Here is a 20,147-nt window from a genome sequence, read left to right on the forward strand (position 1 = left end):
CTCAGCGCGCCCAGTACAGCCGCATGGGATTGTCGACCAGAAGCTTGCGCTGCTGCGCTTCGGTCACCGCGATACGGGGGATGTAATCAACCAACGCGCCATCGTCGGGCATATGCGATTTCATGTTCGGATGCGGCCAGTCGGTGCCCCAGAGCACCCGTTCGGGAAAGCGCTCGACGATCGCCCGGTAGAACGGCACCACGTCGTCATAGGGCGGCCCGGCCGCAGTCAGCCGCTCCGGGCAGGTCACCTTGGACCAGATCGTCGGCACCTCGTCCATCAGCCGGATAAAGCGCTGAAAATCGGGATGATCCACGCCCTTGGACACATCGGGCCGCCCCATGTGATCGACCACGATGGTGGTCGGCAGCTGCTTCAGGAAGGGCTCCAGCTCTTCCAGATCGGCAGCCTCGAAATAGACCACGATGTGCCAGCCAAGCTGCGCCACCTTCTCGGCAATCCCGAGAAAGACCTCTCTGGGGGTCGCATCCACCAGCCGCTTGACGAAGTTGAACCGCACCCCGCGCACCCCGGCGGCGTCCATCTCTTGCAGCTCGTCCAGGGTGATGTCGGGCCCGACGCTGGCAATCCCGCGCGCCAGGTCGCCGGCGCTGCGGCAGGCATCGACCATGGCGCGGTTGTCCTTGCCGTGACAGGTCGCCTGGACGATCACATTGCGCGAAAACCCGAGGAAATCCCGCAGCTTGTAAAGCTCTTCCTTGCCGGCGTTGCAGGGCGTGTATTTGCGCTCTGATGCAAAGGGAAACTCCGGCGTCGGCCCGAAGACATGGCAATGCGCATCCACCGCCCCCTCGGGCAGCCGAAAGTCGGGTCGCTTCGGATTGGGGTGAAAGACCAGCCAATCCGCATCCATGATCTGTTGTTCGCTCATCCGAAAATCTCTCCGTCCATCAGTTTGCGCGCCGTGCGCAGGATTGCCGCCTCGGCCACCATGCCATCGTCACCGAGGGTCGCCACCACCGTCATCTCGCCGGTGGGATGTTCGACCGAAAGCACCCGCTCGCGCCCCGCGCCACGCGACGCCAGTTCGTAGGCCGGCGATCCTTCGAGCAGACAGGCGGTGGCAACAGAGACCGCGCCCAGCACGCCGATGGTCTTGTGGCAGCGGTGCGGAATGAAGGTGCGCGTGGATATCGCCCCACCCGCCCGCGGCGCCGAGACCATGGTCAACTTGGGCACCGATTTCTTGCGCACATCGCCAAGGTTCATCACCGGCCCGCAGGCCAGCCGGATCGCCTCGAGCTTGTCGCGCAGCGCCGTGTTGGCCTCGAGCTCTTCCGGTGGCTCATCGCCGGTGATCCCCATGTCCGCGGCCCGCATCACCACGCAGGGCATGCCATTGTCGATCATCGTCACCGCGATGCCCTCAACCTCGTCCACCACCGCGCCGCTGGGCAGAAGCGCACCGCAGGACGAGCCGGCGGTATCGCGAAAGGCAATCGGCACCGGCGCAGAACCGCCGGGCACGCCATCGATCCGCGCCTCTCCGGCATATGACACCCTGCCGCCCGGCGTCGCCACCCGCGCGACCGCCACCTGGCCGGTGTTTGCCATGAAGATCGTCACCGGCGTCTCGCCGTCCTGCGCCGCGACCAGCCCGCGCTCGATGGCGAAAGGGCCGACACCGGCCAGGATATTGCCGCAGTTCTGCGCATCGGTAACGATCGGCTGATCCACGAACACCTGGAGAAACAGGTAATCCACATCGACGCCCGCGCGCTCGGACGGCCGCACAACGGCCACCTTGGAAGTCAGCGGATCCGCCCCGCCCATGCCGTCGATCTGGCGCGGATCGGGCGAGCCCATGGCCCGCAGCAGAAAACCGTCCCGGTCCTGCGGCAGATCGTCGGCCAGGAAATACCCGCCTTTCGAGGTGCCGCCCCGCATCCACATACAGCGCACAGCGTCCATGTCAGCTCCGATCCTGCGTTCTCTTGCCGGCACCGCATCCGGGCGCCGCCGGCGCGGATTTCAGATATATTTCAGGCCCTTCTCGGCCAGCCGCCCGCGCATGTCATAGATGTCGAGCCCCAGTTCGCCGGCCGCCAGACGTCGGCGCTTGTCCTGTTCCGCCGCCTCGCGCTTCTGCGCCTTGACGAGCACGTCCTCGGCCTCTTCGCGGCGCACCACACAGACGCCGTCGTCATCGGCCACGATCACATCGCCGGCGTTCGCCAGCTGGCCGGCACAGAGCAGCGGCACATTGACCGAGCCCACCGTTTCTTTCACCGTGCCCTGAGCGTAGATCGCCTTGGACCAGACCGGAAAGCCCATCTGTTCAAGATCCATGACGTCGCGCACACCGGCATCGATCACCAGCCCGCGCACCCCGCGCGCCTGCGCCGAAGTCGCCAGAAGATCGCCGAAATAGCCGTCTTCGCAAGGGCTTGTCGGCGCCAGAACCATGATGTCGCCGGCACGGCACTGTTCGATGCAGACATGCACCATCCAGTTGTCGCCCGGTGCGGCACTGATCGTCACCGCCGAGGCGGCAAGCCGGGTGCCGCGATAGATCGGCCGCATGTAGCTGGCCAGCAGGCCCTTGCGGCCCTGCGCCTCGTGCACCGTGGCGACGCCACAGGCGCCCAGGGCATCGACCACCTTCGGATCGGCGCGGTCGATCTCTTGCACGACCACGCCCCTTTGTCCCACTGCACCGGTCATTCCAGTTCATCCACAGTGCGGGGAAAGATCGTCTGGAACCCTTCGGCGTATTTCGCCGCCCGGCCCCCGGCCATGCCGCCGGAGTTGCGGCGGAAGTGGTTGGCGCGGTTTTCGGCGACGTTCTTGTAGAAATTCCACAGGTGCTCCTGGCCCTGCATGCACTGGATGGCAGCCCATTTCTTGTCCCAGACATCGGTGATGTCGAGAAAGACCGAAGGTTTCCATTCCATCTGCTCGGTCTGGTGCGGCTCGAAGAGATAGAGCTGCGGCGCGCCCAGCACCTTTTGCCCCGGGTTATGGCCCCAAGCCTGCGCCACCATCCGGCATTCCAGCGCGAATTGCGTCGTGTTCATGTGGTCGGTGTTGTAGGGATCCCACTTCGAATGCGACATCATCCAATTTGGCTGCACCTGGCGGATCACGTCGACCATGCGATCGCGGGTCTCGCGGCCAAGGTCGAGCGGATAGTCGCCCACGTCGAAAAAGCGGATGTCGGTCACGCCAAGCGCGGCGGCGGCGCTCTCGGCCTCCTTGCGGCGTTCGGTCTTGACCTTGTCGAGGGTCATGCCCTCCTGTTTCCAGAGCTTGGCGCTTTCGCCGCGTTCGCCGTAGGACAGGCAGACCACGGTCACTTCGTAGCCCTTTGCCTGATGCAACGCGATGGCCCCGCCCCCGCGCCAGACGAAATCGGCGGAATGCGCGCTGATCACCAGTGCCGTTTTCTTGTCGGACATCATAAATCCCTCCCTCGTTTCACCTTGGCCGCATCATGGCGCAGGTCGCGGGATTTGCCTATTTCGAATAATATTCCTAATATAAGTTTTTGCTATGAGGCACGCCGAAAATGGAATTCACCCTGCCCAACCTGCGACACATGCGGGTGTTTCTGGAATGCCTGCGCAGCGGCTCGGTTTCGGTTGCCGCGCAGCGCTGTCACATGTCGCAACCGGCCGCCACCCAGGCGATTGCCAAGCTCGAGGCCAGCATGGGCGCGCCGCTGGTGCTCCGCCAGCCGCAGGCCTTCGGCGCCACCCCCTGCGGTGCGCTCTTCGTGCGCCGGGCCGAGGCGGCGCTCGATCACCTGCAACGCGGGGCGCGCGAGGCGCGGCGCGGCACCGCCTCGCGGGCGCGCGATACCGCCGGCTTTGAACGCAATGTCACCCCGGCGCAGATCCGCGCCCTGATTGCCATCGCCGGCAGCGGCAGCTTTACCGTGGCCGCCCGGCGGCTGGGCCTGTCGCAGCCCACCGTCCACCGCGCCGCGCGGGCGTTGGAACAGGTGGCGGGGGTGCCGTTTTTCAAATCCACCGTGGCCGGGGTCGAGCTGACCGCCGCCGCCCAGGCCTTTACCCTGGGGGCCAAGCTGGCGCAGGCGGAAATCCGGCAGGGCATGGAGGAAATCGGCCGCGAGCTTGGGGAAGACCGGGGCATCTTTCTGCTGGGCAGCCTGCCGCTTGCGCGCACCGCCATCGTACCAAGGGCCACCCATGCGATGGTGTCGCGCTTTGCCGGGGTGCAGGTGCGGGTGATCGACGGTCGCTATCACGAGCTGCTGCGCTCGTTGCGCGAAGGCGATCTCGATTGCCTGATCGGCGCCCTGCGCCATCCGTTGCCGGCCGATGACGTGGTGCAGGAAGAGCTGTTCCAGGACCGGCTTGCCGTGGTGGCGCGGCCCGGCCATCCCCTGGCCGGACGGACGCGCGTGACGCTGGATGAGGCGCTGGCCTACCCCTGGGTCGCCTCGCCCAAGGATACCCCTGCGGGGCAATATGTCTTTGAAACCCTGCGCATCCACGAACGCGACCGGACGCCGGTGCGGGTGGTCTCTTCCTCGCTGGTCATGCTGCGCGGCATCCTGGCCCAGGGCGATTATGTCTCGATCGTCTCGCGCCACCAGGTCTCGGTCGAGATCGGCGCCGGCCTGCTGACCGCGCTGGACATCCCGCTTGCCGGCAGCGGCCGCGCCATCGGCCTGACCCATCGCCGCGACTGGCGGCCGACCCGGACGCAAGAGAGCTTCATCGGTTTCCTGCGCCAGCACAGCCGCCCCGAGCCGGAGAACACTCCCTGAAATTTCGGGTTCTATAGCTTTTTCCAATGCTACGCCTCGCATTCCAATTGGCCGCTGCCGGGCCCGGATGCTAGGCTCTTGCGCAACCGGTCGCCTTTGCCGCCTGCCCTGGCGGGCCCGGGATAAGGGCGGCCGGGGCACCGGGCGGACCGGTGCGGAGGAAGAGGAGGACACGCCATGACCAAGAAGGACTACGAGGATATCCCCGGCACCTTCGTGTTTGACGCCGACAGAAGCCGCGAAGGATATCATCTGAACCAGTTCTGCATCTCGCTGCGGCTGCAAAAGAACCGCGACGCCTTCAATGCCGACGAAGAGGCCTATCTCGACAAGTATCCGATGACGGCGGACCAGCGCGAAGCGGTGCGCAAACGCCAATGGAACCGCCTGCTCGAGCTCGGCGGCAATATCTATTACACCTCGAAGCTCGCCGCCAACGACGGCATCAACTTCCAGAACCTGGCCGGGCTGATGACCGGCATGGGCGTCGAGGCCTATCGCGACATGATGCTGCACGGCGGCCGCTCGGTCGAAGGCAACCGTTATACATCCGAATGGGACGAAGAGGAGGAAACCTGATGGCCCGTATCACCGCAGGCGTGGGATGCTCTCATGTGCCCGCCATCGGCGTCGCTATGGACACCGGCATCACCGATCAACCCTATTGGAAGCCGGTCTTCGACGGGTTCCGCAAATCGCGCGAATGGATGAAGGCGAACAAGCCCGACGTTATCTTCCTGGTCTACAACGACCATTGCACCGCCTTCGACGCCTCCTGCATCCCGACGTTCGCGCTGGGGGCCGCGGCCGAGTTTCAGCCGGCCGACGAAGGCTGGGGCCCGCGCCCCGTGCCGGTGGTCAAGAATCACCAGAAACTGGCCTCGCATATCGCCCAGAGCCTGGTGCTCGACGAATTCGACATGACCATTATGAACGAGATGGAGGTCGACCATGGGCTGACCGTGCCGCTCTCGGTCATGTTCGGCGAGGTCGCGCCGGAAGAAGCCTGGCCCTGCCTGGTAGTCCCGCTGGCGGTCAACGTGGTGCAATACCCCGCCCCCACCGGCAACCGCTGCTACAATCTCGGCAAGGCAGTGCGCCGCGCGGTCGAGAGCTATGACGAGGATCTCGACGTGATGATCTTTGGCACCGGCGGCATGAGCCACCAGCTGCAATACAAGCGCGCCGGTCTGATCAACCCCGAGTGGGACAACGCCTTTCTTGACCGCCTCACCTCCGACCCGGTCGGCCTGAGCCGGATGCCGCATGTGGAGTATCTGCGCGAGGCCGGATCGGAAGGCGTGGAAATGGTGATGTGGCACGTCATGCGCGGCGCGCTTGAGGACGATGTGGTCGAGGTGCATCGGCATTACCATGTGCCGGCATCGAACACCGCCGTGGGCCATATCATCCTGGAAAACAAATCCTACCACGACGGTCGCATGATCGCGGCCGAATAACGAAAGGACACCGACATGCGGATTTGTGTCGCCGGCGCCTATGGCGCATTCGGCATCAAACATCTCGACGCCCTGGCCGCCATCGACGGGGTCGATGTCACCTCGGTCATGGGCCCGACCCAAGCCAAGATCGACGCGCTGGCGCAGGAGCGTGGCATCGGCCACGCCGCCACCACGCTTGAGGAATGTCTCGCCCGCGACGACGTCGACGCGGTGATCCTGGCCACGCCGACACAGCTCCATGCCGAGCAGGCGATTGCCTGCATGAAAGCCGGCAAGCCGGTGCTGATCGAAATTCCGATGGCGGATTCGCTGGCCGACAGCGAGGCGATCTGCAAAGTGCAAAAAGAGACCGGCGTGCTGGCGATGGCCGGACAGGTGCGCCGCTTCAACCCCTCGCACCAGTGGATCCAGAACAAGATCGCCGCCGGCGCGCTGAAGATACAGCAAATGGATGTGCAGACCTACTTCTTCCGCCGCTCCAACATGAACGCCAAGGGCGAGCCGCGGAGCTGGACCGATCACCTGCTCTGGCACCATGCCTGCCACACCGTCGATCTGTTTCAGTACCAGACCGGCGAAGAGGTGAGCCAGGCCTACGGTCTCGAAGGCCCGCACCACCCCGAGCTGGGCATTGCCATGGACATGTCGATCGGCATGAAGACCCCGTCGGGCGCGCTCTGCACCCTGTCGCTGTCGTTCAACAACGACGGGCCGCTGGGCACCTTCTTCCGCTATATCTGTGACAACGGCACCTATATCGCGCGGTACGACGATCTGTTTGACGGCAACGAAAACCCCATCGACCTGAGCGATGTGGCGGTGTCGTCGAACGGCATCGAGTTGATCGACCGCGAGTTCATCTCGGCGATCGAGGAGGGCCGCGAACCCAATGGCTCGGTGCATGACGTGCTGGCGGCGATGAAGACCTTGGACCGGATCGAACAGAGCTTCTGACCGCCGTTTCACGTCTCCGGCAAGACCGCGCCGAGACAGGCGCCCCGTCGCGGAGCCGCTCCGGCGGCTGCCATCCGGTTCTGCCAGGAGGCGCCGGGTCGGGCCCGGGGCGGGGTGTCTTGCAGGGGCGACCCCTGCGACCAAAGTCCGGGCCGATGGGGCGAGACACCCCCGCCAAAGCTGATAGACTGCGGCGCGGGAGGACCTGAGATGAAGGGCATAGCGGAAACCGCACTGGACTGGCACCGCGCCGGCACGGGCGCGGCCCTGGCCACGGTGATCGAAACCTGGGGCAGCGCGCCGCGCCGGATCGGCGCGCAGCTTGCGATCAGCGGCGCGGGCGAGATCGAAGGCTCGGTCTCGGGCGGCTGCGTCGAGGGCGCCGTGGTGGTCGAGGCGCTGGAGGCGCTCGAGGCCGGCGCGGCGCGGGTGCTGGAATACGGCGTCTCGGACGGCGATGCCTTTGCCGTGGGCCTGGCCTGCGGCGGCACCATCAAGGTGCTGGTCGAACCCATCGGCACCGCCCTGCCCGAACCTCTGCTGGCCGAGCTGACCGCCGCCCGCGCTGCCCGCCGCCCGGCAGCCTATGTGGTCAACATCGAAAGCGGCGCGCGCCGGCTCGACAGCGCAGGCCACGCCAGCCGTTTTCGCATGGACCGCTCCGGCTTCGAGCCGGACGGCGAGACTTTCGTGGCGATCCACAACCCGCCGCTGCGGCTGATCGTGGTCGGCGCGGTGCATATCGCCCAGCACCTGGTGCCGATGGCCCGTGACATCGGCTATGATCCGGTTGTGATCGACCCGCGCGAGAGCTTTGCCTCTGCCGCCCGTTTTCCCGACACTCGCCTGCTGCACGACTGGCCCGACGCGGCGGTCGACGAGCTTGGCCTCGACAACCGCACCGCGCTCTGCCTGCTGACCCATGACCCCAAGCTCGACGATCCGGCGCTGATGGCAGCGCTGGCGGCGGATGTCTTCTACATCGGCGCGCTGGGCTCCACCCGGACCCATGGCAAGCGGCTCGAACGGATGGCCGAGGCCGGCTTTGCGCCAGAGCATTGCGCCCGCATCCACGGCCCGATCGGGCTTGATATCGGCGCTGCCAGCCCGGCGGAAATCGCCGTTTCCATCCTTGCCGAGATGATCCGCGTTCTGAGGAAAGGCGGATGAAATTCGGCCCCCTCCCGCTGGCCGAAGCCGAAGGCGCGGTGCTGGCCCATTCGGTGCGGCTCAACGGCCAGCGGCTGCGCAAGGGGGTGACGCTGACGCCGGCGCATCTGGCCGATCTCGCCCGGGCCGGCGAGACCGAGGTCATCGTGGCCCGGCTCGACCCCGGTGACGTGCATGAAAACCAGGCCGCCGCCCGGCTTGCCGCCGCCCTGGTGCCCGATCCGCAGGCCGCCGGGCTGCGACTGACCAAGGCGTTTACCGGCCGGGTCAACCTGCTGGCCGAGGGCCCCGGCGTGGCGGTGCTCGATGTGGCGCGGCTGAGCCGGCTCAACCTGATCAACCCGATGATCACCCTGGCCACCGTACCCGCCTGCCGGCAGATGGCCGAGGGCGGCATGGTCGGAACGGTCAAGATCATCTCTTACGCCGTTCCCGGCGCCGACCTGGCCGCCGCCTGCGAGATCGCCCGGGGCGCGGTGCGGCTGGCCCGCCCGGTGCTGGCCACCGCGACGCTGATCGTGACGGAAATTCCCGGCGGCGCCGGCGAAAAAGGCGTGCCGGCCATCCGCGGGCGACTCGCCGCGCTGGGGATGACGCTCGACCAGGTGGTCATGGTACCGCACAGGATGCCGGAGATTGCCGAGGCGCTGGGCCGCGTCGGCAGCGATCTGGCGCTTGTCCTCACCGGATCGGCCACCTCAGACCCGCATGACGTGGCCCCTGAGGCATTGCGCTACGCCGGCGGCACAGTGGAGCGTTTCGGCATGCCGGTCGATCCGGGCAACCTGTTGTTTCTGGGCGCGCTTTCCGGGCGTCCGGTGATCGGCCTGCCGGGGTGCGCCCGGGCACCGGCGCTCAATGGCGCCGATTGGGTGCTGGCGCGAGTGGCCTGCGGAATCGCGGTCAGCCATGCCGACATCGCCGCCATGGGGGTCGGCGGGCTGCTCAAGGAGATCCCGACGCGGCCGCAGCCGCGTCGCGGCTGACACCCCGAGAAGCCGCGCCCGTTCGAGGCCGGGCGCGGCTTGTCCTGTTGGCGCTGCCTTATTCGGAAGCGGCCGGCGCTTCGATGCCCAGCGCATCACGCACCCTTTCGAGCGCGGCCGCGAGCAAATCGGGATTGTCGCGGGCCTGCTCCAGCGCCTGTTTCAGCGGCGTCTTGAGCAGCGGGCTCACCTCTTCGGAGTCGTCGATCAGCGCGATCACCGCGTCGTAGTCAAAGCCTTCGACGGTCAAAAGCTCTTGCGGAGACGCCGGCGCGGCGGTCTCTTCCGCGCCTTCGGTGGGCTCTGTCGCGGGCTCGATGGCCTCGGTGATCGCCGTGCCGATCTCGTCGGTGGTCGCTTCCGCGTCATCAGTGGCCACTGCACTGCCCTCCTCGGCCGGGGCATCGGCCATGTCGGCGGCGGGATCCGTGGCCTCTGCCTCAGGCTCGGGCGCGGGGTCCACCGCCGCCGCGATGCTGTCCGCCGCGTCTTCCATGGCCTCTGCCAGATCCGCGGCCCTGGCGTCATCAACCGCCACCTCGGCCGCCGCATCGGCCCCGGCACCAGCCTCCGTGGCGGCCCCCTCCGATTCGGCCCCGGCGCCCTCGTTCGCCGCCATGTCCGCATCGGCCCCTGTGTCCGCGCCGGACGCGTCATCTGTCGCCGCATCGGTGTCCGCCGCAGGATCGGTCTCGGCCGCGTCACCCGCCGCCATGTCCGCGTCGCTGCCCGAATCCGCCGCGGCCGCATCCTCGGCGACCATATCCGCGTCAGCCGCCGCGTCGGCCTCGGCCGCGTCACCCGCCGCCATGTCTGCTTCAGCCTCGCCGGCCATCTCAGCCTCGGACGTCCCGTCCGCCTCGGGTTCAGCGGTCTCCGGCGCGCCGGCGGCTTCGATCGCCTCTTCAAGCTGATCGACGGCCTCTTCCACCGCACCCGCGACCTCATCGGTCGCCTGTTCGACGGTCTCGATCATCTCGTCGGCCGCGTCCTGCATCGCATCGGCCGGCTCTTCCGCCTCTTCGGCGGCAAGGTCCAGCTCTTCGGCGCCCTCTTCTCCCGGCACCGCCACCTCTTCTTCAACCGGCGTGACTTCTTCAACCGGCGTGGCGACATCGGCGACCGGAGGCACACTGACCTCCGGTGTCCGGTTGAGATACACGCCCGCGCCCACCGCCACGGCGGCGACAACGGCAACCACTACCCAGGTGCTGTTCTTCATCTCGTGAAATCCCTCAGACTAGGTTTTCGGGGCCGGCGACGATCCGCGACCCTCTCGCCCCAAGACCTGCGCTGCACTTGCAGCATAGGCAAGGGGAAAAGCGCCCGGGGCGCCCCCCTTGCGCCGATTATACGCTTGAAAGACCGTCCGCCCCCCACTACCTTGCAGCCCTGATTTCATGTCTGAAACTGTCAAAGGAACAACGTCATAGCCCGCAGACCTCACAACGCGCCCCCGACAAGAGACACCGGCCCGCGCGTGAATGAACGTATCCGAGCCCCCGAGATTCGCCTGATCGGCGCCGAAGGCGAAAATGTCGGCGTCGTATCGCCGGCCCGCGCGATGGAAATGGCCGCAGACGCGGGGCTCGATCTCGTCGAGATTTCGCCCAATGCCAACCCACCGGTCTGCAAGATCATGGATTTCGGCAAGTTCAAATACGAACAGCAAAAGCGGGAATCCGAAGCGCGCAAAAAGCAGAAGATCATCGAAGTCAAAGAGGTGAAGTTCCGTCCCAACACGGACACCCACGACTATGACGTGAAGATGCGCAATGTCTTCAAGTTCCTCGAGAACGGCGACAAGGTGAAGGTCACCCTGCGGTTCCGCGGCCGCGAGATGGCGCACCAGAACCTGGGCCGCGAACTGCTGGAACGGGTGGCGGAAGACGTCAAGGAAATCGGCAAGATCGAGAATATGCCGAAGATGGAAGGCCGTCAGATGATCATGATGATCGGCCCGCTGCCACAGAAATAGACGCGTTTCGGCACCGAAACGACAAACGCCGGGGCATTTGCTCCGGCGTTTCGCGTTTGGCGGCTGTGGCGTGACAGGGGCTCTGCCCCTCGGCCTGCGGCCTCACCCCGAGGGATTTGGAGCAAAAGGAAGCAGGACGACGCATCCCCTGCCTCTTCTGTTTGGCAATGCCCTCGGGGAGTGCAGTCAGTCCAGGAAGGCCTTTTCGACCACGTAATGCTGCGGGTTCGAGTTCGCGCCCTCGACCAGGCCGTAGCCTTCGAGCATTTCCTTGAGCTCGAGATTGAACGCCAGGTTGCCGCAGATCATCGCGCGGTCGGTGTCGGGGCTGAGCGCCGGCACCTCGAGATCGGCAAAGGCCTCGCCAGACCGCATCAGGTCGGTGATCCGGCCTTTCTTGGCGCTCTCTTCCCGGGTGGTGGTGGGGTAGTACTTGATCTTCTTCCAGAACCCGTCGCCGATCACCTCGTTCAGCAGTTCGTCGGCCTTCAAGCTCTCGATCAGCTCAGCCCCATAGGTCAGCTCGCCGGCCTCGCGGCAGGTGTGGGTGATGACGATCTCGTCGTAATCCTCGTAGGTCTGCGGCTCGCGCAGCAGCGAGGCGAAGGGCGCAAAGCCGGTGCCGGTGGCAAAGAACCACAGCCGCTTGCCGGGCAGCAGCGCGTCATGCACCAGGGTGCCCACGGGCTTGGGGCGCAGGATGATCTCGTCGCCGGGCCGGATGTGTTGCAGCTTCGAGGTGAGCGGGCCATCCTGCACCTTGATCGAATAGAACTCCAGCTCCTCGTCCCAGGAGGGCGAGGCGATGGAATAGGCGCGCAGCAGCGGCTTGACCTTGCCGGTCTCGGGGTGCGGGTCGCCCATCAGGCCGATCATCACGAACTCGCCCGAGCGGAAGCGCAGGCTGGCGGGCCGCGTCACCCGGAAGGAGAACAGCCGGTCGGTCCAATGGGTGACCGACGTCACGGTCTGGGCGTCCGGCAGGGTGGGCACTTTGATGGCTTTGGCTTCGGTCACGTTGGTCAACTCTGTCATTTCATCCTGCCGGCACGGTTGGCCGGCACCTCACTTTAAACGTTGCTGCAAGGCAGAGAAAGGGACGCGCTGTCGCGGGCGCGTCCCCTGCCCTCCGGTTCTGGCCCGTCAGACGCCGGCGCGCAGCCGCGACTGATAGTCATGGCCCTGCCAGTCGGCGCGAAAGACCCATTGGTCCTCGGGTTGCCGGGCGGCGAGATCGGCGGAGATCTCCACCTCGTCGAAGCCCGCGCGCCGCGCCATGGCATATTGGTCGGCCAGCACATGGCCGCGGGCGCGCAGGCGTCCGGTATACCCCTTGAGACGCAGCAGCCGGGCGATGGTAAAGCCCCGGCCATCGGCGAAGCTGGGGAAATCCACCCGGATCATCCGGAGCCCGGAAAATGTGTCTGCCACCGCCTCGACATCGGCGTCCGAGGCCAGATCAAGCGCCGTTTCGCCGTCGAAGGCATCGAAAAAATCCTCGGGCGCAAAGCCCGTGTCGCGCACGATCACCGTATCCGTCATGCTGTCTCTCCTTTTCGCACCATCCTGCCGTTGACAAAATGGATGCCGCATTCCTCTTTTTCCTCGCCGCGCCAGCGCCCGGCGCGGGGGTCTTCGCCCGGTTTCACCTTGGACGTGCAGGGGGCGCAGCCGATGCTGGGATAGCCTTGGGCCACCAGCGGGTGGCGCGGCAGGCGGTTTTCTTCCATATAGGCAGCCACGTCGCCCGGCGCCCAGAAAGCCAGCGGGTTGACCTTGATCCGGCCGGTGGCCGCTTCGATCTCGAAGAACTCCATCTGCGCCCGCGTGCCCGACTGAAAGCGTTTGCGGCCGGTGATCCAGCCGTCATATCCGGCCAGCGCCCCGTCGAGCGCTTCGGTCTTGCGCAGGGTGCAGCAGGCGTCGGTATCGGTCTTGTGCAACCGCCCGTCCGGGTCGCGGCGCGCCAGTTCGCCCGGGTCCGCATGGATGGCGCGGACGTTTTTCAGCCCCAGCCGCTCGGCGACCTCGGTCTGATAGACCAGGGTTTCGGCAAAGAGCATCTGGGTGTCGATGAAGAGCACCGGGGTGGTGCGGTCGACCATCGCCACGAGATGCAGCAGCGCCACGGATTCCGCGCCGAAGCTGGAGACCATGGCGATCTTGCCGAACTCGGGCCGCGAAAGCGCCGCCTCGAGCACCGAGGTCGCGCCGTGGTGGCGGAACTCGGTGTTGAGGCTGGCGATGGTGTCGCGCAGGTCTTTTATGTCGGTGACATGGGTCACTGTATCGCCTTTGCGTAGCTTGAAAGGGTGAACGGCCCGGCTGTCTCAGGCCGCCTTCTCGCGGGCTTCCGGATAGAGCAGCGCCTTGAACGGCTCGGCCCCGAGCCGGCGATAGGCTTGCAGGAAAGTCTCGTCGGCGTCGTTGCGCAGGTCGAGATAGCCCACCACCAGCCGTTCGATGGCCGGCACGATCTCATCCGCCGAAAAGCCCGGCCCGGCACGGGTGCCGATGCTCGCGGTTTCGGTGCCGTCGCCCCCGAGGGTGATCTGGTAATTCTCCACGCCCGCCCGGTCGAGCCCGAGAATGCCGATATGGCCCACGTGGTGATGGCCGCAGGCGTTGATGCAGCCCGAGATCTTGATCTTCAGGTCGCCGATCTCATGCTCCAGCTTGAGTTCGTCGAAACGGGTGGCGATCTCCTGCGCGATCGGGATCGAGCGGGCGGTGGCCAGGGCGCAGTAATCCATGCCCGGGCAGGCGATGATGTCCGACACCAGCCCGATGTTGGCGGTGCCGAGGCCTTCGGCCTTGAGCGCCCGGTAGAGCTCCGGCAGCGCGTCCTTGGGCACATGCGGCAGGATCACGTTCTGCTCGTGGCTGATGCGCAGCTCGTCATAGGCATGTTCTTCGGCCAGGTCGGCCATCACCCGCATCTGTGCGCCGGTGGCATCGCCCGGGGTCTTGCCATGCGCCTTGAGCGAGATCGAGACGATGGCATGATCGGCGCGGCGGTGGGCCGCGATATTGGTGTCGACCCAGGAGCGGAAGGTCGGGTCGTTGCTGTAGGCCGCCTCGAAGGCGCCGGTGGCGGCATCGCGGAAGTCGGGCGCGGCGAACTGCGGCTCGATCGCGGCCAGCATCTCCTGATCGACGCCGCCGAACTGCGATTTCAGCAGGGCGAAGCGCTCTTCGACCAGATCGCGGATCTTCTCGAGCCCGTTTTCATGCACGGTGATCTTGATCCGCGCCTTGTACTTGTTGTCGCGCCGACCAAGCAGGTTGTAGACGCTGACGATGGCCTCGAGATAGGGCAGCAGGTCGGCCTTGGGCAGGAACTCGCGGACCACCTTGCCCAGCATCGGGGTCCGGCCGAGGCCGCCGCCGACGTGAATGCGATAGCCGCGCTGGCCGTCCTGTTCGGTGATCTCGACGCCGATGTCATGCGACTTGATGACGGCGCGGTCGTTGGGCGCGCCGATCACCGCGATCTTGAACTTGCGCGGCAGGAACTGGAATTCCGGGTGGTCGGTGGACCACTGGCGGATCAGCTCGGCGGTGGGGCGCGGGTCTTCGACCTCGTCGGCGGCGGCGCCGGCGAAATGATCCGAAGTCACGTTGCGGATGGTGTTGCCCGAGGTCTGGATGGCGTGCAGGTTCACCTCGGCCAGCGCGTCGAGCATGTCGGGGATATCCGACAGTTTCGGCCAGTTGTACTGGATGTTCTGCCGGGTGGTGAAATGGCCATAGCCCTTGTCCCATTTCTCGGCCAAGAGCGCCAGCTGGCGCATCTGGGCCGAATTCAGCGTGCCATAGGGAATGGCGACCCGCAGCATGTAGGCATGCAGTTGCAGGTAGACGCCGTTCATCAGGCGCAGCGGCTTGAATTCATCTTCGGTCAGCGAGCCGTCGATACGGCGTTCCACTTGTGCGCGGAACTGGCGGTTGCGCTCGGCGAGGAAGGCGCGGTCGAAGTCGGTATAGCTGTACATGTCGTATCCTTGCGTTGGGCTGGGGCGAGATCGGGGTGGACCTCAGCCTTCGGCCTGTTTGCCGTGGAAATAATTCGAGGGGCCGGTACGACGGAACTCTTCGCGGAAATGGGTGGGTTCCGGCGTGCCGTCCTTCACCGCCACATCGGCGAGATAGACGCCCACCGCCTCGGCATGGCGCGACGAGGCGTCGAGCAGGCGCACCTCGGCATGGGCCTCGTCGGTGATGACCTCGGCCTCTTTCAGCGCGCGGCTCCAGCGGTCGTCTTCGGTGAGATAGACCACATCGCCCTCGATCAGGGCATTGGCGGTGATCACCTTGGGAGTAAAGGGACGGGGCATCAGGCAAGCTCCTGTGTCAGTGTGAGGTCTTTGTGGGCCATCCCCTGCCGGGCAAGGGCCGCTTCGCGCGGGGCGAGGCCATAGAAGGTGAGCGCGGGGCCATCGACCGAAGCCGCGGCGAGATCGGTGGGAAGATCGGCGAGACAGGTCTCGAGGATGCGTTGTTCGGCGCGCGAGGCATTCTCGATGAGTGTCACCGGGGTGGCGGGATCGGCGCCGTGCATCAGCAGCCGGCCCTGGATGAAACGGGCGGATTTCTTGCCCATGTAGATCGCCGCGACCTCGCCCTCGCGCGCCAGGGTGCGCCAGTCGTGATCGGCAAAGCCCTTGGTGTCGTGACCGGTGAGGAAGCGGACCGAGGAATTGCGGCCGCGCTTGGTCAGGCTCTGGCCGATGGCGGCGACGGCGGCCGAGGCCGAGGTGATGCCGGGCACGATATGCCAGCTCACACCGGCGGTCTCGACCGCGTCGATCTCTTCGTCGAGCCGGCCGAAGACGGTGCTGTCGCCGGATTTCAGCCGCACCACCTGGGCGCCCTGACGGGCATGATCGACGATCAGCGCATCGATGTCTTCCTGTTTCGTCGAGGGGCCGAAGCCCTCCTTGCCGACGTCGAGCAACAGGGCCTCGCGGCGCGCCAGCTCGAGGATTTCGGGGCTGATCAGCCGGTCGTGGATCACCACATCGGCCTCGTCGAGCGCGCGGCGGGCCTTGAGCGTCAACAGCTCGGGATCCCCCGGGCCGGCGCCGACAAAGGCCACGTGGCCCTTGCGCGACTGGCGCGAGAGGTGATCGGTCAGCAGGCCCTTCAGCGCCGCATCGGCACCCTCGGCGCCCTTTTCGTCAAAGGCGCGGGGGCCGGCGTTGAAATAGTAATCGGCCCAGAAATCGCGGCGCGGCCGGCCCATGGGCAGGGCATCGGCCATCTTGCGAAAGGCCTTGCCGATCCGTGCCAGCGGGCCGAGACGCACCGGCAGCCGGGCTTCGAGATCGGCCTTGATGGCGCGGGCCAGCACCGGGGCCGCGCCCTCGGTGCCGATCGCCACGGTCACCGGATCCCGGTCGACGATGGCGGGGGTGATGAATTCGCTGTCATGCAGGTTGTCGACGATATTGGCCAGCGCGCCTTCGGCGCGGGCCACGGCCGCGGTGCGGGCATCTTCGCCCGCGTCCTCGTCGGCGGCATAGAACAGCCGCGCGCCGGCGACATCGCCTTCGGCCAGCGGGCGCCGCACCAGGGTCAGGCGCCCGGCCTCGGCCCATTGCACGATCTCCCCGGCGGGATCGGCGGCATAAACCACGAGCGCAGCCTCGGTCTTGAACAGCAGCCGCAGCTTGGCCAGCGCCGCCTCACCACCACCGGAGACAACGACGCGCTGCCCGGCGAGGTTCACGAAGATCGGAAAATGCTGCATCTGACTCTCCTGCCTGTCCTAGGAGGATATATAGGAAATCTTCCCGTTTTGGCGCTAGTGGGTTGCGGATTTAAGGATGCTCGTTCTAATGGGGCGCAGAGAAGGAACGCTTGTTTCAAAAACGCGGGAAAGGCCGGACAGATGGCACGTATCGACGACACCGATCGGAAAATCCTCAAGGCGCTGCAAGAGGACGCCAGCCGCTCGCTGGACGAGATTGCCAAGGTTGTGGGCTCTTCCAAGACGCCGGTATGGAACCGAATCCGCAAGATGCGCGAGGCGGGGATCATTGGCGCGCAGACCGTGCAGCTCGATGCCGAGAAGCTGGGCTTCGAGGCTTGTTTCTTCGTGCTGATCCGCACCTCGGAACATGATGCCACCTGGCAGAAGGCCTTTCTGAAGGCGCTGAAGGAACGCCCCGAGGTGCAGGAGGCGCATCGGCTGGCCGGCGATATCGACTATATCCTCAAGGTGCGGGTGTCGAACGCGCGGGCCTATGACACGTTTTACCAGGCGCTGATATCAGAGGTGAAGGTACACAATGTCACCGCGCTGCTGTCGATGGAGGAGATCAAGTCGACGACGGCGCTGGCGTTGTGAGCGGCGGCCGATCCATCCCTGGATCGGTGCCGGTCTGTTGACGGATCGGATCAGCCCGGATCGGCCATGAGCCGCGCCTTCTCACCGGGGTCGTTGGGTTTCGAGATCGCCTCGGCCAGCGCTTCGAGGCTGTCGATGTTGTGGCCGGCGCGGAAGGTGTCGACATGCGGCAGCATGGTGCGGATGCCGGTGGCGCGGGCGGCGAATCCGTCCCAGCGCAGCAGCGGGTTGATCCAGATGAGATGGCGCGCGGACAGGTGCAGGCGTTCCATGGTCTTGTCGAGCGCATCCGGATCGCCGCGGTCGAGCCCGTCGGTGATCAGCAGCACCACCGCCCCCTGCCCCATCACCCGGCGCGACCAGTCGCGATTGAAATCGTGCAGGCAGTCGCCGATCCGGGTGCCGCCCTCCCAGTCCTGCGCCTCGGCCCCGGCGGCGGCCAGCGCCGCATCGACATCGCGGGTCGCCAGATGGCGGGTGATATTGGTCAGCCTTGTGCCGAAGGTGAAGGCATGCACCCGGGCCCAGCCCGCGCCCTTCTCGTTCGAGACCGCGTGCAGGAAATGCAGGATGATGCGGGAATAGGTGCTCATCGAGCCTGAGATGTCGCAAAGCACCACCAGGTTGGGCCAGCGCAGCCGCGGCTCCTTGAGCGCCAGCTCGCGCAGCTGGCCGCCGCGGCGCATCGAGAGCCGCAGGGTCCTGCCGAAATCGACCCGGTGGCCCTGATGGCTGGCGCGGGAGCGGCGCGACTTGATCGGCGGCACCGGCAGGGTGAGCCGGGCCAGCATGCGGCGGGCGCGGGCCATCTCCTCGGTGCTCATCTGCTCGAAATCGAGGCTGCGCAGCTTTTCCTCCGAGGACATGGTGCGCGCCGCATCGACCTCGATCAGCGGCTCCTCTTCGTCGCTCTCGGGCGGCGTCTCGGGCTCGGGCAGTTCGGCGCCGTCGAGCAGCGCCTCGGCGGCGCGCTTCTCGGCCGCCTTGGCGCTGCGCTCTTCCTGCACACCGCGGATGGCGGGCAGCATGAGCGACATCATGTGCTCCATGTAACGCGGATCGCGCCAGTAGAGGCGGAAGACCTGGGCAAAGACGGTGCGCTGCTCGGGCTTGTTGACGAAGACCGAATGCAGCGTCCAGTAGAAGTCGCGTTTCTCGGTGAAGCCCGCCGCCTCGACCGCGCGGATCGCCTCGATCACCCGTCCGGGGCCGATCGGCAGCCCGGCCTTGCGCAGCGCGCGGGCGAAATGGGTGATGTTGGCGGTGAGGGCCGGGTTTTCCGGCAGCTCGAGCGGGGCGTATTCTGGCATCTGTTGATTTTCGGGGGCGCTGCCCCCGGACCCCCGGGAATATTTTGGGCCAGAAGAAGGATCAGTCTGTGGATCTGGCGGTTTCGGCGTTCTGGTTCAGGCGGGTTCGAGGGAGGCGCGGGCCTCGTCGAGGATGCGCTTGGCCTCGGAGCCTTGCAGGCGGGCGATGTCGTCCTGGTATTTCAGGATCGCGCCGAGGGTGTCGGAAATCACCTGCGGCGACAGCGCGATGACATCGAGGGCGAGCAGGCATTTCGCCCAGTCGATGGTTTCGGCAACACCGGGGCGCTTGAAGATGTCCTCGGTGCGCAGGCGCTGCACGAAGGCCACGATCTCGCGCGAGAGGGTGTCGGCGGCCTCGGGCACGCGGGCGTGCAGGATCTCCATCTCGCGGCCGAAATCGGGGTAATCGACCCAATGGTAAAGGCAGCGGCGTTTCAGCGCGTCGTGCACCTCGCGGGTGCGGTTCGAGGTCAGGATGACGATCGGCGGTTCCGGCGCCTTGATGGTGCCGAGCTCGGGGATGGTGACCTGGTAATCTGACAGCGCCTCGAGCAGGAAGGCCTCGAAGGGCTCGTCGGTGCGGTCGAGCTCGTCGATCAGCAGCACCGGGGCGCCGGCCTCGTCGGGCCGCATCGCCTCGAGCAGCGGGCGTTCGATCAGGTAGTCGGGGCCGAAGAGCTCGGATTTCAGCAGGTTGCGGTCGGCGACGCCCTCGGCCTCGGCGGTGCGGATCGCCACCATCTGGGCCGGAAAATTCCATTCATAGACCGCCGAGCCAGCGTCGAGCCCCTCGTAACATTGCAGGCGGATCAGCCGGCGGCCGAGGCCCCGGGCGATGGCCTTGGCGATCTCGGTCTTGCCGGTGCCCGGCTCGCCCTCGAGAAACAGCGGCTTGCCCAGGGTGAGCGCCAGAAAGGCCACCGTGCCGAGCGCCCGGTCGCAGACGTAATCCTGAGCGCCCAGCATGGTCTGAACCGCGTCGATGCTTGCCGGTGTCTGTGTCATTCAAGCCCTCTCCCTTGTGCAGCAAGGGCTACACGCGCCGTCTTTGGGGTCAAGACGACAAAAGTCGCGTTGCCTCCGGTTCGCCCGCCCCGGCGGCAGCGCAATTGACGCAGGGCCGGCAACATGCGAGTTTTTGCAAAAAGATAACCAAGAGGCGGCAGTATCGCGGC

Annotated in this window: 21 protein-coding genes; 8 read left to right on the forward strand and 13 right to left on the reverse strand. The window is 66.2% G+C overall.

Going from position 1 to position 20,147, the window contains the following annotated elements:
* Position 1: 1 nt before the first annotated feature.
* The 4 genes from PVW49_RS10385 to PVW49_RS10400 are packed head-to-tail and all read right to left on the reverse strand — an operon-like array spanning position 2 to position 3,419.
* The gene (locus PVW49_RS10385; protein ID WP_274590498.1) at positions 2–892 is read right to left on the reverse strand and encodes an amidohydrolase family protein; all 891 of its coding nucleotides are present in this window, start codon (positions 890–892) and stop codon (positions 2–4) included.
* Entirely contained in the window at positions 889–1,932 is a 1,044-nt protein-coding gene (locus PVW49_RS10390; protein WP_274590499.1) for a 4-oxalomesaconate tautomerase, read from the reverse strand. The genes PVW49_RS10385 and PVW49_RS10390 overlap by 4 nt, the downstream gene beginning before the upstream one ends.
* Positions 1,933–1,992: 60 nt before the next feature.
* Positions 1,993–2,685 carry a 4-carboxy-4-hydroxy-2-oxoadipate aldolase/oxaloacetate decarboxylase gene (locus tag PVW49_RS10395; RefSeq protein WP_074837263.1) on the reverse strand — a complete coding sequence of 231 codons (693 nt, stop codon included), beginning with the start codon at positions 2,683–2,685 and terminating at the stop codon, positions 1,993–1,995.
* The gene (locus tag PVW49_RS10400) at positions 2,682–3,419 is read right to left on the reverse strand and encodes a PIG-L deacetylase family protein (protein WP_048532234.1); all 738 of its coding nucleotides are present in this window, start codon (positions 3,417–3,419) and stop codon (positions 2,682–2,684) included. The genes PVW49_RS10395 and PVW49_RS10400 overlap by 4 nt, the downstream gene beginning before the upstream one ends.
* Positions 3,420–3,529: 110 nt before the next feature.
* On the opposite strand from PVW49_RS10400, the gene PVW49_RS10405 reads away from it, so the two are divergent.
* The 6 genes from PVW49_RS10405 (at position 3,530) to PVW49_RS10430 (ending at position 9,329) form a co-directional block, all read left to right on the forward strand.
* Complete coding sequence (locus PVW49_RS10405; RefSeq protein WP_274562402.1) at positions 3,530–4,756, forward strand: LysR family transcriptional regulator; 1,227 nt, start codon at positions 3,530–3,532, stop codon at positions 4,754–4,756.
* A 177-nt stretch (positions 4,757–4,933) separates the two neighbouring features.
* Entirely contained in the window at positions 4,934–5,335 is a 402-nt protein-coding gene (gene ligA, locus PVW49_RS10410) for a protocatechuate 4,5-dioxygenase subunit alpha (RefSeq protein WP_048532236.1), read from the forward strand.
* Positions 5,335–6,216, forward strand: coding sequence for a class III extradiol dioxygenase subunit beta (locus PVW49_RS10415; protein ID WP_074837261.1), 882 nt, complete (start codon positions 5,335–5,337; stop codon positions 6,214–6,216). Before ligA ends, PVW49_RS10415 begins: the two co-directional genes overlap by 1 nt.
* Before the next feature lie 15 nt (positions 6,217–6,231).
* Positions 6,232–7,173, forward strand: coding sequence for a Gfo/Idh/MocA family oxidoreductase (locus PVW49_RS10420; RefSeq protein ID WP_074837260.1), 942 nt, complete (start codon positions 6,232–6,234; stop codon positions 7,171–7,173).
* Positions 7,174–7,383: 210 nt separating this feature from the next.
* A complete protein-coding gene (locus tag PVW49_RS10425; protein WP_274590500.1) occupies positions 7,384–8,343 on the forward strand; it encodes an XdhC family protein in 960 nt (319 codons plus the stop codon).
* Entirely contained in the window at positions 8,340–9,329 is a 990-nt protein-coding gene (locus PVW49_RS10430; protein WP_274590501.1) for a molybdopterin-binding protein, read from the forward strand. Before PVW49_RS10425 ends, PVW49_RS10430 begins: the two co-directional genes overlap by 4 nt.
* 58 nt (positions 9,330–9,387) lie before the next feature.
* Here PVW49_RS10430 and PVW49_RS10435 read toward each other — a convergent pair whose 3' ends face one another.
* Entirely contained in the window at positions 9,388–10,551 is a 1,164-nt protein-coding gene (locus PVW49_RS10435; RefSeq protein WP_274590502.1) for a hypothetical protein, read from the reverse strand.
* Positions 10,552–10,809: 258 nt separating this feature from the next.
* On the opposite strand from PVW49_RS10435, the gene infC reads away from it, so the two are divergent.
* Positions 10,810–11,307 (forward strand): translation initiation factor IF-3, encoded by a 498-nt coding sequence (infC, locus tag PVW49_RS10440; RefSeq protein ID WP_244526523.1) that lies wholly within the window; start codon positions 10,810–10,812, stop codon positions 11,305–11,307.
* Positions 11,308–11,493: 186 nt separating this feature from the next.
* Here infC and PVW49_RS10445 read toward each other — a convergent pair whose 3' ends face one another.
* From PVW49_RS10445 to cysG, 6 genes are all read right to left on the reverse strand, one after another.
* Positions 11,494–12,342, reverse strand: coding sequence for a ferredoxin--NADP reductase (locus tag PVW49_RS10445; protein ID WP_048532243.1), 849 nt, complete (start codon positions 12,340–12,342; stop codon positions 11,494–11,496).
* A 108-nt stretch (positions 12,343–12,450) separates the two neighbouring features.
* The gene (locus PVW49_RS10450) at positions 12,451–12,849 is read right to left on the reverse strand and encodes a DUF934 domain-containing protein (protein WP_074837256.1); all 399 of its coding nucleotides are present in this window, start codon (positions 12,847–12,849) and stop codon (positions 12,451–12,453) included.
* Complete coding sequence (locus PVW49_RS10455; protein ID WP_274590503.1) at positions 12,846–13,592, reverse strand: phosphoadenylyl-sulfate reductase; 747 nt, start codon at positions 13,590–13,592, stop codon at positions 12,846–12,848. Before PVW49_RS10455 ends, PVW49_RS10450 begins: the two co-directional genes overlap by 4 nt.
* A gap of 45 nt (positions 13,593–13,637) precedes the next feature.
* Positions 13,638–15,302, reverse strand: coding sequence for a nitrite/sulfite reductase (locus tag PVW49_RS10460; RefSeq protein ID WP_274590504.1), 1,665 nt, complete (start codon positions 15,300–15,302; stop codon positions 13,638–13,640).
* 42 nt (positions 15,303–15,344) lie between these two features.
* On the reverse strand, positions 15,345–15,644 hold the full coding sequence (locus PVW49_RS10465) for a DUF2849 domain-containing protein (RefSeq protein ID WP_048532247.1): 300 nt from the start codon (positions 15,642–15,644) through the stop codon (positions 15,345–15,347).
* Positions 15,644–17,059, reverse strand: a complete 1,416-nt coding sequence (cysG, locus tag PVW49_RS10470; protein ID WP_274590505.1) for a siroheme synthase CysG — start codon at positions 17,057–17,059, stop codon at positions 15,644–15,646. The genes PVW49_RS10465 and cysG overlap by 1 nt, the downstream gene beginning before the upstream one ends.
* A 141-nt stretch (positions 17,060–17,200) precedes the next feature.
* On the opposite strand from cysG, the gene PVW49_RS10475 reads away from it, so the two are divergent.
* The gene (locus tag PVW49_RS10475) at positions 17,201–17,659 is read left to right on the forward strand and encodes an Lrp/AsnC family transcriptional regulator (RefSeq protein WP_048532249.1); all 459 of its coding nucleotides are present in this window, start codon (positions 17,201–17,203) and stop codon (positions 17,657–17,659) included.
* A 50-nt stretch (positions 17,660–17,709) separates the two neighbouring features.
* Here PVW49_RS10475 and PVW49_RS10480 read toward each other — a convergent pair whose 3' ends face one another.
* Both PVW49_RS10480 and PVW49_RS10485 read right to left on the reverse strand, forming a co-directional pair.
* Complete coding sequence (locus tag PVW49_RS10480) at positions 17,710–18,969, reverse strand: vWA domain-containing protein (RefSeq protein WP_074837252.1); 1,260 nt, start codon at positions 18,967–18,969, stop codon at positions 17,710–17,712.
* A 96-nt stretch (positions 18,970–19,065) separates the two neighbouring features.
* Complete coding sequence (locus tag PVW49_RS10485) at positions 19,066–19,977, reverse strand: AAA family ATPase (RefSeq protein WP_274590506.1); 912 nt, start codon at positions 19,975–19,977, stop codon at positions 19,066–19,068.
* Between the last annotated feature and the right edge of the window lie 170 nt (positions 19,978–20,147).

It is taken from the genome of Marinovum sp. PR37 (assembly GCF_028807375.1).
In the GTDB taxonomy this organism is placed as follows: domain Bacteria; phylum Pseudomonadota; class Alphaproteobacteria; order Rhodobacterales; family Rhodobacteraceae; genus Marinovum; species Marinovum algicola.